This window comes from Flavobacterium sp. GCM10022190, assembly GCF_042656445.1.
Taxonomy (GTDB): Bacteria; Bacteroidota; Bacteroidia; order Flavobacteriales; family Flavobacteriaceae; genus Flavobacterium; species Flavobacterium nitratireducens.
In genome coordinates this window covers 170,329-183,478 of record NZ_JBHSOQ010000004.1, presented here as the reverse complement: position 1 = coordinate 183,478, position 13,150 = coordinate 170,329, and the positions used below count along the sequence as shown (strand labels likewise).

Sequence of the window (13,150 nt, the reverse complement as noted above, 5' to 3'; positions counted from 1 at the left end):
AATAATTTGTATTAAAAATGGAAGAAAAAAAGTTTGACCCCAATTCGCTGATTGGTTTTGTATTGATTTTCGGTATATTACTTTGGATAATGTATCAAAACAAGCCTTCTGAAGCAGAACTTGCTGCAGAAAAGAACAAAAAAGAATTGGTGGCTAAAGCTCCAAAAGCACAAGAAAATGTTGCTAAATTAAGTACATCAGCAAATGATACTTTGCAATTAGCACAATTACAAAAAACTTTAGGAAGCTTTGCTTATTCAGCTACTTTACCTTCTGCAAAAGAGGGATTTACTACAATTGAAAACAAATTAGTAAAACTTACTATTGCTAATAAAGGAGGATATGTGGTAGATGTTACATTGAAAAATTTTGAACGTACAAAAAAAGGTTCTGGCCAGTTAGTACAATTGGTAAAGGATAATAATGCGCAGTTTAATTTACAATTACCTACTGTTGATAATCATACTTTAAATACAAAAGATCTTTATTTTGAACCTACTTTGACAAAAAATGGGGAAGACCAAATTTTGACAATGAAATTAAAAGCTTCTGAAAATGCCTATTTAGCCTATAAATACGTATTGAAAGCTGATGATTACATGTTGGATTTTGATATCCAGTCGGAAGGTTTGAATACCATTTTGAAAACCAATAAACCTTTACAATTAGAGTGGGATTTCAAAACTTTTGCAAATGAAAAAAGTATATCTTACGAAAATCGTTATACAGAATTGTATTTTGAGTATGAAGATGGAAAAAAAGATTATTTAGGTCAGGGTGAGGATAAATCAGAAACAGCTGAGGATGTTTCTTATGTTGCTTTCAAACAACATTTCTTCTCTTCTATTTTATTAACATCAACACCGTTCAAAACAACAGAATTGCATTCTAACAATTTAGTTAAAGATGATAATGTTGATACTACTTTTACGAAACAGTTCAAAGCGATAATGCCAATTGCTTTCAGCAATGGGGAGATTAACCAAAAAATGAATTGGTTCTATGGACCTACAGATTATAAACTTTTAAAGTCCTATGATAGAGATTTAGAAGATATTGTAGCTTTAGGATGGGGAATTTTTGGATGGATTAATAAATATCTTTTCATCCCAGCTTATGGATTCTTAAGCATGTTTATTTCTCAAGGATGGGCTATTGTACTGTTTACTATTTTAGTAAAATTAGTAATGTCGCCTGTTACCTATAAATCGTTCTTATCGCAGGCTAAGATGAAAGTTTTACGTCCTGAAATCACAGAAATTGGTGAGAAGTTTAAGGATGAGCCAATGAAAAAGCAACAGGAAACAATGAAGCTTTACAGTAAAGCAGGTGTAAATCCTATGGCAGGTTGCGTTCCCGGTTTATTGCAAATGCCTGTTTTCTATGCCTTATTCCAGTTATTCCCGGCCTTAATTCAATTAAGACATGAAGGATTCTTATGGGCAGATGATTTATCATCATTTGACTCCGTTTACAAATTGCCATTCCATATTCCAGCTTATGGTGACCACGTGAGTTTGTTCCCAATTTTAGCTTCTATTGCAATTTTCTTCTATATGAAAATGACAACAGGTGACCAGCAAATGTCAACGCCACAGCAAGAAGGAATGCCTGATATGGCTAAAATGATGAAAGCGATGGTGTATATTTCGCCATTAATGATGTTGTTTTTCTTTAATAGTTATGCTTCTGGATTGAGTTTGTATTATTTTATCTCTAACACCATTACAATTGGAATTATGTTAGTAATTAAAAATTACATCATCGACAGTGATAAAATTCACGCCGAAATTCAAGAAAACAAAAAGAAAGAACCTAAGAAACAAAGTAAGTTTCAACAAAAGCTTCAGGAAGCAATGGCGCAACAAGAAGCGATGAAAGCACAACAAAATAAAAAGAAAAAATAAAAGTAAAAAGCCCCAATCGCAGATTGGGGCTTTTGTTTATGGATTGTTTTATGGTTACAGCGCTGGTAGTAATACTTTATCTATGGCGTGAATAATTCCGTTTGAGCATTGTACATCTGTCAATGTAATATTTTTATTTACATCACTTCCAGCATCATTGATTGATGTTCCTGTAATGCTGAATGTTTGACCTTGTAAAGTTGTAATATTTCCAGAAGGAATTGCATTAGAACGAACATTTACTCCACCTACAACATGGTACAACAATACATTTGTTTTTTGTGTGCTAGTTAGATTTCCGTATAAAGTTAGAGTTGCATTATCAAATGCTGAATTTACTGGAGCAAATACGGTGAAAGGAGATCCACTAGTTCCATCTAGTGTTGCTGCTAAATTTTGTGTTACAAGCAACTGTGTTAATGTGCTGAAATTTGGATTAGCTACAGCGTGATTTTTTACTGTTGGTATTGCAATTACTCTTTTTACTACATGAATTACTCCATTACTAGCATCTACATCAGCAGTTGAAACAACAGCCCCTCCGTTGTTTATTCCTCCGTTTATAGTTACTACTGATCCTGATTTTTGAACAAACATACTCACGGTCGGAGCATTTGCGCTTGAATTAATTGGTGATAGAGTGGAAACGTAAGTAGATGCAGGAATGTTTGCACTCATAATTTCTGAACCAATGACATGATTCAATAAAACATTCTTTAAAACATTTACGTCAACATTGTTCACATTTACACCAGTTCCTAGTGAGCTAAAAAAAGTATCAAAAGCAGCGTTCGTTGGTGCAAATACAGTAAATTGTCCAGAACCATTTAGTGTAGCTGTTAATCCAGTTCTGTTTAGAGCGTTCACTAAGGTCGAAAAATCTGAATTTTTTGAAGCAATAGCAGCAATGCTGTTACTGGTTGGTTCCGATTTTTCATCATCATTATTACATGCTACCATAAAAGTTAACATAGCAATGCACACTAGCGAATTTTTAAGTTTTGATAATACTTTCATAATTTAATGTTTAAGAGTTAGTATTTATTTTGTTTAAAATTAATTACAAAAGATTAAACAAAATATAATTTTATAAAATGATTAATATTTGTTTAATGTTGATTTTTAGATAGTTCCTGTAAAATTTGATTTTTTGTTTATTTATATGTTTAAAATGTTAAACAAAATAATACTATGGAATTTTGTTCATTATAATTGTTTTGACACTTGATATAGTAGTAAATTTGAATCTTCTTTTTCAGTTATTAATAGACAGTGTTTGACTTATTGTATTCTCTTGGTTTTAAAGCTATTTGGTTTTATTTTTGATACAATCTATAGTAATTGATTAAAGCAGAAAGTCCATTGATTAGTTTTGGATGATTTAATGTAATTTTTTTGATATGGTTTTTAGAATCTTGTTGTTTTTTTTATTTTTTTGCGTACATGGTCTTGAGTTAAAGGCTCAAGAAGTTACGAATCAGTTGGATGAACAATCCAGAAAGCATGGTAAGTGGAAAGGTTATTATCCTGAATCCAAAAGACTTCGTTATGAAGGAACTTTTTCTCACGGTAAAGAAGTGGGAGAGTTTAAATTTTTTGATGATACTAAGGCTGGAGCGGTTATTGCCACTCGAACGTTTAATCCAAATGATAATGTAGCTTACACTGTTTTTTATGACCAAAATAAAAATAAAGTGAGCGAAGGTAAGGTTGTCAATAAAATGTTTGAAGGAGAATGGAAGTATTATCATCATGCATCGACTACGATAATGACAATAGAAAATTATAAAAATGGAAAATTAGAAGGTTTGCGTTCTGTTTTCTTTCCAAGTGGGAAAATTGCCGAAGAGACCTATTATAAAAACAATTTAAAGAATGGTCTTTCTAAAAAATATTCCGAAAAAGGATATGTTTTAGAAGAAGCTACTTTTAAAAACAATCAATACGATGGAGAGGCTATTTTTAGAGATGTAGATAATAATATTGTTTCTAAGGGGAAATTTTCAAACGGAAAGAAAATAGGTGTTTGGCAATTTTATGAAAATGGAAAATTAAAGGATGAAGTGAACCAGAATAATCCAAAACCTAAAACAGCAGTTAAAACGAAGTGATAATTTGTAGGGTCAACTTGTGAACGAAATGTTATAATAAACAGAATCGGTTCAAAACTTTGTACCTTTGCACTCATAAAAATAAATTTTTAGAATGAAACGTGTTGTAGTTGGGCTTTCTGGTGGAGTTGATTCAAGTGTTGCAGCTTATTTGTTGCAGCAACAAGGCTATGAAGTGATAGGTCTTTTTATGAAAAACTGGCATGATGATTCGGTAACGATATCTAATGAATGTCCTTGGTTAGAAGACAGTAATGATGCTTTGTTAGTTGCTGAAAAGTTAGGGATTCCTTTTCAAACGGTTGATTTGAGCGAACAATATAAAGAGAAAATCGTTGATTATATGTTCAACGAATACGAAAAAGGAAGAACTCCTAATCCAGATGTATTGTGTAATCGCGAAATAAAATTTGACGTTTTCATGAAAATCGCCTTAAGTCTGGGGGCCGATTATGTGGCTACAGGACATTATTGCCGTAAAAGTGAAACGGAGGTAAATGGTGAAACAGTTTATCAATTATTGGCTGGGGTAGATAACAATAAAGACCAGTCTTATTTTCTTTGTCAATTATCGCAAGAACAATTGGCTAAAGCTCTTTTTCCAATAGGCGAATTAACCAAACCTCAGGTTCGTGAAATTGCTGCCGAAATGGAATTGGTAACTGCCGAAAAGAAAGATTCTCAGGGATTGTGTTTCATCGGGAAAGTTCGTCTTCCTGAATTTTTGCAACAAAAGTTACAGCCAAAAGCGGGTGTAATTGTTCAAATTGACAAAGACAACTCCATCTATTCTGTTGAAACACCACAAGGACTAACGCAAGAAGAAATTCTGACAATGCAAGCAAGCCCTATTAAATATACTCCAGAAATGGGAAAACAAGTGGGTACACATCAAGGAGCTCATTATTTTACTGTTGGACAGCGAAAAGGACTAAATGTAGGCGGAACTCCTGAAGCTTTATTTGTTATTGCCACTGATGTCGTTTCTAATGTTATTTACACAGGCATGGGAAATCATCATCCAGGTTTGTTTCGAAAAGCTTTGTTTGTAGACCAATCTGAAGTACACTGGATTCGAACTGATATGGCTTTATCCAATGGGGAAACGATGAAAGTAAAGGCCAGAATTCGATACCGACAAGAATTGCAAGAGGCTACGTTGCATCAATATGAAAAAGGACTTTTTGTTTCATTTGAAGCGCCACAGTCAGCTATTACTGAAGGACAATTTGTAGCTTGGTACAATAATGAAGAATTGATAGGTTCTGGAGTTATTTCCTAGTAGTTGTACTTTTAAAAAATAAACAATATATTTAAGTGATTAATTTCTAATGGAGTTAATCACTTTTTTTATTCCGTGTTGTTATGAAAAAGTATGCCTTATTTTTTTTAGTTTGCTTTCCTCTTTTTGCTGTTGCACAAGAAGATGCTTGGGTGTATTTTAAAACTAAAACTAATGAACAGTATTTTTTGGATAATTCTACGCAAATGTTGTCTCAACGTGCCCTAGATCGACGAACGAATCAAAATATAGCTTTGGATTTTAAAGATATTCCCATTAATCAGGATTTCATTACTATAATTAAAAAGGTTCCAGAGATACAAGTTTTAGCTCGGTCTAAATGGATGAATGCTATTCATGTTAGAGGTTCTCAAACTAGTATCAATTCTTTGAAAAACTATGCTTTTGTGGATAGGATTGATTTTGCAAATAAAGCTCTTAATCTTACTAATAAAATTGATTATGTCTATAAAGGAGCTTTTGTTGAAAAAAAGAAGCAAAAAAAGAAAGAGAATTCAACTCTGGCAACAACAGGTTTTGCTTCGCAAATAGAAATGCTCAACGGGCAGTATTTGCATCAGCAAAATTATAAAGGATCAGGGAAAATTATAGCAGTTTTAGACGGTGGCTTTTTAGGGGTGAATCAGTCGGTTGCTTTTCAAAGAATAAGAGATAACAATCAGATTTTGGGTGGCTATAATTTTGTTTCAAGGAACAACGATTTTTATGCTTTAGATACACATGGAACAAATGTTTTATCTACAATGGCTGCCTATACAGAGAATTCTTTAATTGGGACAGCTATCGATGCATCTTATTATTTATTTATAACCGAAGATGTACGTTCTGAAAATCCAGTAGAAGAGTCTTTATGGGTGGAAGCAGCTGAAAAAGCAGACAGCTTAGGTGTGGATATCATAAATAGTTCATTGGGTTATTCGGACTTTGATAATCCAGCTTATAATTATTCTTATAGTGTTAGAGATGGTAAAACTGCTTTTATTTCCAGAGGTGCTGATATCGCTTTTAGTCGAGGGATGTTAGTGGTTGCTTCGGCAGGGAATGAAGGAGGAACTTCTAATCCCTATGTTAGCGCACCAGCCGATGCAAATTCGGTTATTGCAGTTGGAGCAATAAATGTAAGCAAATTAAAAGCGGGTTTTAGTTCGATAGGTCCAACAGCCGATGGACGAATAAAACCAGAAGTAATGGCTTTAGGGCAAAATGTAATTGTTTCTAATGAGCAAGGAAATCCTGTTTATTCCAATGGAACTTCTTTCTCAGGGCCTATTATTTCGGGAATGCTAGCCTGTTTATGGCAGGCTTTACCCAATAAGACGAATCAAGAAATTAGAGATCTAGTACTCAAATCTTCAAGTTTGTTTACTGCTCCTAATACTAATTATGGTTATGGAATACCCGATTTTAAATTTGCTTTAGACAATAGCAATGATTTTAAAAAAGTAGACAAGAACTATTTTACTGCTTTTCCAAATCCTACTTCTAATAGTATTTCAATTCATTTTCCTCCCGATTTTAATTCAGGTATGCTTTGGTTTTTTAGCACCAATGGAAATACAGTTTTGGAAAAGAAAGTATCAACTACAGAAAATACTTTTTCTTTAGAATCATTGCGTAATGGTGTTTATTTTTATAAAATCAAATCAGATCTTTTTTCTAAAGAGGGCAAAGTAATTAAAAACTAATTCAAGATGAATAAAGTAACAGCACTTTTTAAAATTCAGTATCCCATCATTCAAGCCGGAATGGTATGGGTAAGTGGTTATAAATTAGCTAGTGCTGTTAGTAATTCGGGAGGATTAGGACTAATAGGTGCTGGTTCAATGTACCCAGAAGTATTGAGAGAGCATATTCAAAAATGTAAAAAAGTGACTGCGAAGCCTTTTGGTGTTAATGTTCCCTTATTATATCCAGATATTGAAAAGATTATGCAAATAATCATTGAAGAAGGGGTGAAAATTGTTTTCACTTCGGCAGGAAATCCTTTGACTTGGACTTCCTACTTAAAGGAAAAAGGAATAACCGTAGTACATGTGGTGAGTAGTACCAAATTTGCACTGAAAGCTCAGGAGGCAGGTGTAGATGCAATAGTTGCTGAAGGCTTTGAAGCGGGTGGTCATAACGGACGCGAAGAAACTACCACTTTTACTTTAATTCCAATGGTGAAAGAACAAATAAAAATTCCTATTATTGCAGCAGGCGGAATAGCTAGTGGTAGTAGTATGCTTGCAGCAATGATTTTAGGAGCTGATGGTGTTCAAGTAGGAAGTCGATTTGCGGCTTCTGTAGAATCTTCTGCTCATGATAATTTTAAGCAGCTAGTTGTGAATACGAAGGAAGGGGGTACGCAATTAACATTGAAAGAGTTAACTCCTGTTCGGTTGATTAAGAATAAGTTTTTTGAAGATATTCAAGAATTATATGCTAAATGTCCAACCAAAGAAGATTTAGCCAGTTTGTTAGGAAAGGCTCGTGCAAAAAGAGGTATTTTTGAAGGTGATTTGGAAGAAGGAGAGTTAGAAATAGGTCAGATTGCAGGCTTAATTCACGAAATAAAATCAGCCGAATCAATTGTAAAAGATATGATGAAGGAATATCAATTAGCCAAAACTAAGATTGCCCATTTTTTATGAAAAAAAGATTTCAAATGACAAAATTAAAGTTTTTATATATAGTCCTGCTTTTTTTAGGAATTGGTATTCAACAATCGTACAGTCAAACCTACAGATTTCGCACTTCTGGATATAGTGTATTGGAAAAAAATGAAAGAGGAAAATGGGGGAAATGGTCGGATTTGAGTTTGGTAAATATTACTGTAACTCTGGATACTAATAAAAACCGAATCTTAATCTATTCTAGAAATATTCAGTTGTATGATATTCAAACCTATCAGCCCGAATCAGAGTCGGAAACTGATTTGGTTTATTCTTTCCTTTGTAAGGATAATGATGGAGTAGACTGTACGCTATCTATCATAACGAGAAAAAAACAGGACAATCGTAAGCAACTTTACATTACCTATCCAGATCATGTGATTGTGTATAATATTTTTTCGATGTAAAAGAAGGCTTTATTCAATTTCAATATCCTTTATAAATTCGTCATACTCCAAATAAAAGCGCTCCAGAGCATCCATTTTTTCGTTGTAAAAATCAAAAATAGCATCCCAATTGTTTCGATTACTGAAACCTACTCCTTGTTTTTCTACCCAAATTCGGCTGATGATTTTTCCGTTTTCTAAGACATAGTCTTTTTCAAAAACCAAATCAGTTATGAATTCTTCTTCTAAAATACTTTTTAAGGCCTCTAGTTTTTCAAAGTAAGCGATTCGTTTTTCATTGCTGCGATGTTCAATATCAATTAGAACCTGCGCTTTTTTGTTATCCACAAAAAATTTAAAAGAGAAATCTTTGATTTTTGTATCATACAGCATCCATTTTCTTGGGTATTTCTCTGCAAATGTTACCCAAAATTCTCTTTTTAATCGTTGTGTTTCTTCTTTACTATACATTTTATAGGCTTTGGCTTTAGAAAACTTGTACAAACCTCTTTTCTAAAGTATATTTATATTATTATTTGCAAAAATAGCTTTTGAATATGGATTTTCAATATTTTTTACAATTTATACCCGCTTTAGTTCAAACGCAACTTTCAGCCTCTTTTTCACATGAAAAGATGATGCCACTTGAGCGTAAAGTTCTTTTGGCTAAAATGGATGTAAAAGATATAAAACCTAAAGAAGCTGCGGTAACGATGTTATTTTATCCTAAAAATAAAGAAACACACTTGGTTTTAATTGTACGTAATTCTTATAAGGGAGTACATTCGGCTCAAATTGCTTTTCCAGGCGGAAAATTTGAGTCAGCTGATGTTGATTTTGAAACAACTGCATTACGAGAAACAGAAGAGGAAATAGGAGTAGATCGAAGTAAAATAGAAATTATAAAAGCGTTTACATCCTTGTATATTCCACCAAGTAATTTTATGGTGCATCCTTTTTTAGGAATTTGTAAAGAAGAGATTCATTTTAAACCGGATCCAGTTGAAGTAGCTGCTGTAATCGAATTACCGTTGGCTGTTTTTAGAGATGATACAATCATTGTGACCGAGACATTAACCACCTCTTACGCAACAAGTATTGAAGTGCCAGCTTTTAAAATTGAAGGGCATATTGTTTGGGGAGCCACTGCAATGATGTTGAGTGAATTAAGAGATGTTTTAGATAGTGTTTTTATTGAAAAAAATATATAATTGATTGCTATTGGGTTTGAAAGCTCAGTTATAATTTTTGTAGTTTTGCAAACCAATTTCAAAAAATAAGAAAACAATTTATGAGACTCTTTCAAAGAAATCCTTTTGGACATATTTTATTTCTAAAAAAATGGTTGATCCGTATTTTTGGAAGTTGTACTCATAGACGTTATCGAGGCTTTAATGAGTTACAAATTGAAGGTTCAGAAATTATTAGAAATTTACCCGATACGAACGTGCTTTTTATTTCTAATCATCAAACGTATTTTGCCGATGTAGTAGCTATGTTTCATGTATTCAATGCTAGTTTAAGTGGTAGAATAGATTCTATAAAAAATATTGGTTATTTATGGCATCCCAAATTAAATATTTATTATGTGGCGGCTAAGGAAACCATGCGTTCTGGGTTATTACCAAAGATATTGTCCTATGCTGGTGCTATTCCAGTAGAGCGAACTTGGCGCTCTGAAGGAGTAGATGTTACAGAAAAAAGACCTGTGAATCCTAATGATACTGAGAATATTAAAAAAGCACTTGATGATGGCTGGGTTATTACTTTTCCACAAGGAACTACACGTTCTTTTAAACCTGTTAGAAAAGGGACGGCACATATTATTAAACAGCATCGTCCCATAGTAGTGCCAATAGTTATTGATGGTTTCAGACGTTCCTTTGATAGAAAAGGTATCCGAATGAAGAAAAAAGGTATTCTGCAATCGTTTATAATCAAAGAGCCTTTAGATGTGGATTATGATAATGATACCATCGATGAAATTGTAGAGAAAATTGAATATGCAATCGAGCAACATCCTTCTTTTTTGAAGGTAATTCCTGCCGAAGAATTAGAAGAACAAGAAGAATTGAATAAATTGCGTCAATGGGAAGTTGACTAGTTTACAAATTTTTATTTTTATAAAAATTGACTAATAAATCTACAAATTTGCTATAGCTATCCATTCCTTCTTTTTGTTGGTTAATTTTTAAATAGCGGTCATAAAAAGCATGAAATCCTTTTTCGATAGGGGTTTCATATTGCCTCCAGAAAATTTCACTCTCTTTATAATTTGCTATAATACCGGGATGTACAGTTTGTAATAGTCGTTCGTATATTTTTTCATTCTTCAAATACCAATTGTTTAAACAATAACGAAGCGCAAAACTGTAACCTGAGTATTGAAAATACAAATCTTCGTTATTGACCGAAGCCAAAAAACCGATGAAATTACATTCGCTCTCGCTGGCATAACCCATTTGATGAGCCATTTCGTGACAACTGGTAGTAGGTAAATTGTATTTGGGCATTAAGTCATTTACTTGGGCTTCATTAGTAAATGGATTTAAATAACCTCCAAATCCCATATAGGTTAATGGCAAACTGATAAGAGACTTTTTGATGCTTCTATTTTGGTAACCAAAGTAAGCGTAGCTTTTCGATAGGTTTTGATAACCATTTATGTTTTTTTCGAAGGTTTCTTCGTGACTATAAGGGTAAGCTACTTTTAGATTTTTGTTTTTAGTAATTTGTATTTGAATTGCATTTGCCTTAGCTATGATTTTTTTTGTGAAGTCATACAAATCAGCATCCGAATATTCACGTTTAATATTCATTTTTTCAAATAGAGGCATACGGTAATAATTCAGTCCCCAAAGTAGATGAAAACTAAAATAAAAAACGGATAGAAAACTAAAAATGTGGATAACGTTGGTTTTCCAATGAAGTTTCCAAGATTTTCTTTTGTTCCAAAACCATTTTGCGATAAGCAGAATTAAAAGAATGTAAAGACAGTCACCTATTGAAAAAGGGAATTTTCCAAAAACAATTCTTGAAAATGTAGCAATTTGGGAATAAACTAAATTGCTGTAATAGCGTTCTATCCATTGCGGATAAAAAGCTATTATTTTAAGAATGATAATCTGAATAATTAGTAAAAAAGGCAGTAGGTATTTTCTTTTCAAAACAGCATTTTTTATTGTGATGTAAATATATCATAATATTTGGTTCAATAACAGCAAAAAGATTTTAAACTTTGTAACTTTGAGAGCTAAAAATTGCAAATAATAGATATGAGTCAAGAGATACGAAATTTAGAACCAAAGGCATTGTGGAATAAGTTTGCCGATTTGAATGCTGTTCCGCGTCCTTCTAAAAAGGAAGAGAAAGTGGTAGCATTTATTAAGGATTTTGGTAATAATTTAGGTTTAGAAGTTATTGAGGACGAAGTTCAAAACGTAATCATCCGTAAACCGGCTACTGCCGGGATGGAAAATCGTAAACCAATTGTTTTGCAAGGGCATTTGGATATGGTTCATCAAAAAAATGCCGATACTGTGTTTGATTTTGATACTCAGGGAATCGAAATGTATGTAGATGGTGACTGGGTACGTGCAAAAGGAACCACTCTTGGTGCCGACAATGGTTTAGGAGTAGCAGCTATTATGGCAGTACTAGAAAGCACGGATATAGCACATCCAGCTATCGAGGCTCTGTTTACCATTGATGAGGAAACAGGTATGACTGGGGCAATGAATTTGCAAGGAGGTGTTTTGCAAGGAGAAATTCTTTTGAATTTAGATACCGAAGAAGACGATGAAATCGATATTGGTTGTGCGGGTGGAATTGATGTTACTGCGGAAGCCGAATATGATGAGGAGGAAACACCTGAACATTCAGTAGGTTATTCTATTACGGTTAAAGGGCTAAAAGGAGGTCATTCCGGAATGGATATCCACAAAGGATTAGGAAATGCCAATAAAATCATGAACCGTTTGCTGTTTGATGGTTTTGATAATTTTGGTTTGCAAATTGCCGAAATTCAAGGTGGAAGTTTGCGTAATGCAATCCCACGAGAAAGTGTAGCTAAGGTAATTATTGCTTCGGTATATGATGAGGCTTTTGTTTTTGATATGCAACAAATTGTAAACGAAATCAAAGCTGAGTTAAAAACTACGGAACCTAATTTGGAGATCGTTTTTGAAAAATTAGAAACACTACCTGCTAAAGTAATGCCTCCAATGGCGCAATACTATTTTGTACGTTCCATGGCAACGGCAACTAATGGAGTGCATAGAATGAGTGCCGATTTTGATAATTTGGTTGAAACATCAAATAATATTGCCAAAGTAATGGTTGGGAATGGAAAGTTGATTGTGCAGTGTTTAACGCGTTCTTCAGTTGAATCAGCTAAGTTTGATTTGGCTAATGATTTACGATCGGCTTTCGAATTAATGGGGTGTGAAGTGGAATTGTCAGGTTCTTATCCAGGTTGGGCTCCTAATCCAGATTCGGCTATTTTGAAGGTTTTAGTACCTGTTTATGAAAATTTATTCTCGGATAAGCCAAAAGTAGTTGCTTGTCACGCTGGTTTAGAATGTGGTATTTTAGGTGCTAATTATCCTGATATGGATATGATTTCTTTTGGACCAACCATTCAGGGAGCGCATTCTCCGGATGAAAGAGCTAGTATTGTTTCTTCTCAAAAATTTTGGAAATTTTTAGTCGAAATTTTAGCAAATATTCCAGTTAAGTAATTTTGCTGAGATCTATTATAAGCAAAACCGCCTCATCTAAGTTTTAGTTG

The 13,150-nt window shown here is 33.4% G+C and carries 12 protein-coding genes; 9 read left to right on the top strand and 3 right to left on the bottom strand.

Going from position 1 to position 13,150, the window contains the following annotated elements; all coding sequences use genetic code 11:
• The first annotated feature begins 17 nt into the window (after positions 1-17).
• Positions 18-1,907 carry a membrane protein insertase YidC gene (yidC, locus tag ACFPTQ_RS14015; protein WP_379778236.1) on the top strand — a complete coding sequence of 630 codons (1,890 nt, stop codon included), beginning with the start codon at positions 18-20 and terminating at the stop codon, positions 1,905-1,907.
• A gap of 54 nt (positions 1,908-1,961) precedes the next feature.
• Here yidC and ACFPTQ_RS14010 read toward each other — a convergent pair whose 3' ends face one another.
• Positions 1,962-2,924 carry a fasciclin domain-containing protein gene (locus tag ACFPTQ_RS14010; protein ID WP_379778234.1) on the bottom strand — a complete coding sequence of 321 codons (963 nt, stop codon included), beginning with the start codon at positions 2,922-2,924 and terminating at the stop codon, positions 1,962-1,964.
• 383 nt (positions 2,925-3,307) lie between these two features.
• On the opposite strand from ACFPTQ_RS14010, the gene ACFPTQ_RS14005 reads away from it, so the two are divergent.
• From ACFPTQ_RS14005 to ACFPTQ_RS13985, 5 genes are all read left to right on the top strand, one after another.
• On the top strand, positions 3,308-4,018 hold the full coding sequence (locus tag ACFPTQ_RS14005) for a toxin-antitoxin system YwqK family antitoxin (RefSeq protein WP_379778232.1): 711 nt from the start codon (positions 3,308-3,310) through the stop codon (positions 4,016-4,018).
• A 94-nt stretch (positions 4,019-4,112) separates the two neighbouring features.
• Positions 4,113-5,300 (top strand): tRNA 2-thiouridine(34) synthase MnmA, encoded by a 1,188-nt coding sequence (gene mnmA / locus ACFPTQ_RS14000; protein WP_379778230.1) that lies wholly within the window; start codon positions 4,113-4,115, stop codon positions 5,298-5,300.
• Between the two features lie 83 nt (positions 5,301-5,383).
• The gene (locus ACFPTQ_RS13995; protein WP_379778228.1) at positions 5,384-7,006 is read left to right on the top strand and encodes a S8 family peptidase; all 1,623 of its coding nucleotides are present in this window, start codon (positions 5,384-5,386) and stop codon (positions 7,004-7,006) included.
• Positions 7,007-7,012: 6 nt separating this feature from the next.
• The gene (locus tag ACFPTQ_RS13990) at positions 7,013-7,954 is read left to right on the top strand and encodes an NAD(P)H-dependent flavin oxidoreductase (RefSeq protein ID WP_379778226.1); all 942 of its coding nucleotides are present in this window, start codon (positions 7,013-7,015) and stop codon (positions 7,952-7,954) included.
• A gap of 14 nt (positions 7,955-7,968) precedes the next feature.
• The gene (locus tag ACFPTQ_RS13985; RefSeq protein ID WP_379778224.1) at positions 7,969-8,382 is read left to right on the top strand and encodes a hypothetical protein; all 414 of its coding nucleotides are present in this window, start codon (positions 7,969-7,971) and stop codon (positions 8,380-8,382) included.
• Between the two features lie 9 nt (positions 8,383-8,391).
• Here the strand turns inward: ACFPTQ_RS13985 and ACFPTQ_RS13980 are convergent, their stop codons facing one another.
• Entirely contained in the window at positions 8,392-8,832 is a 441-nt protein-coding gene (locus ACFPTQ_RS13980; protein ID WP_379778222.1) for a DUF4268 domain-containing protein, read from the bottom strand.
• A gap of 86 nt (positions 8,833-8,918) precedes the next feature.
• Here ACFPTQ_RS13980 and ACFPTQ_RS13975 point away from each other — a divergent pair, with 86 nt between their 5' ends.
• Both ACFPTQ_RS13975 and ACFPTQ_RS13970 read left to right on the top strand, forming a co-directional pair.
• Positions 8,919-9,572, top strand: coding sequence for an NUDIX hydrolase (locus ACFPTQ_RS13975; protein ID WP_379778220.1), 654 nt, complete (start codon positions 8,919-8,921; stop codon positions 9,570-9,572).
• An 80-nt stretch (positions 9,573-9,652) separates the two neighbouring features.
• Positions 9,653-10,465, top strand: a complete 813-nt coding sequence (locus tag ACFPTQ_RS13970; protein WP_379778218.1) for a lysophospholipid acyltransferase family protein — start codon at positions 9,653-9,655, stop codon at positions 10,463-10,465.
• A 1-nt stretch (position 10,466) separates the two neighbouring features.
• Here the strand turns inward: ACFPTQ_RS13970 and ACFPTQ_RS13965 are convergent, their stop codons facing one another.
• Complete coding sequence (locus tag ACFPTQ_RS13965; protein WP_379778216.1) at positions 10,467-11,528, bottom strand: DUF3810 domain-containing protein; 1,062 nt, start codon at positions 11,526-11,528, stop codon at positions 10,467-10,469.
• A gap of 108 nt (positions 11,529-11,636) precedes the next feature.
• Between ACFPTQ_RS13965 and ACFPTQ_RS13960 the strand changes: the two genes are divergently transcribed.
• Positions 11,637-13,100 (top strand): aminoacyl-histidine dipeptidase, encoded by a 1,464-nt coding sequence (locus tag ACFPTQ_RS13960; RefSeq protein ID WP_379778214.1) that lies wholly within the window; start codon positions 11,637-11,639, stop codon positions 13,098-13,100.
• Positions 13,101-13,150: the final 50 nt, after the last annotated feature.

Bases quoted from the DNA above. Each gene is read 5' to 3' on its own strand.
- ACFPTQ_RS13960 (WP_379778214.1), top strand. From the start codon at position 11,637: ATGAGTCAAGAGATACGAAATTTAGAACCAAAGGCATTGTGGAATAAG.
- ACFPTQ_RS13980 (WP_379778222.1), bottom strand. From the start codon at position 8,832: ATGTATAGTAAAGAAGAAACACAACGATTAAAAAGAGAATTTTGGGTA.
- mnmA (WP_379778230.1), top strand. From the start codon at position 4,113: ATGAAACGTGTTGTAGTTGGGCTTTCTGGTGGAGTTGATTCAAGTGTT.
- ACFPTQ_RS14005 (WP_379778232.1), top strand. From the start codon at position 3,308: ATGGTTTTTAGAATCTTGTTGTTTTTTTTATTTTTTTGCGTACATGGT.
- ACFPTQ_RS14010 (WP_379778234.1), bottom strand. From the start codon at position 2,924: ATGAAAGTATTATCAAAACTTAAAAATTCGCTAGTGTGCATTGCTATG.
- ACFPTQ_RS13995 (WP_379778228.1), top strand. From the start codon at position 5,384: ATGAAAAAGTATGCCTTATTTTTTTTAGTTTGCTTTCCTCTTTTTGCT.
- ACFPTQ_RS13990 (WP_379778226.1), top strand. From the start codon at position 7,013: ATGAATAAAGTAACAGCACTTTTTAAAATTCAGTATCCCATCATTCAA.
- ACFPTQ_RS13985 (WP_379778224.1), top strand. From the start codon at position 7,969: ATGACAAAATTAAAGTTTTTATATATAGTCCTGCTTTTTTTAGGAATT.
- yidC (WP_379778236.1), top strand. From the start codon at position 18: ATGGAAGAAAAAAAGTTTGACCCCAATTCGCTGATTGGTTTTGTATTG.
- ACFPTQ_RS13975 (WP_379778220.1), top strand. From the start codon at position 8,919: ATGGATTTTCAATATTTTTTACAATTTATACCCGCTTTAGTTCAAACG.
- ACFPTQ_RS13970 (WP_379778218.1), top strand. From the start codon at position 9,653: ATGAGACTCTTTCAAAGAAATCCTTTTGGACATATTTTATTTCTAAAA.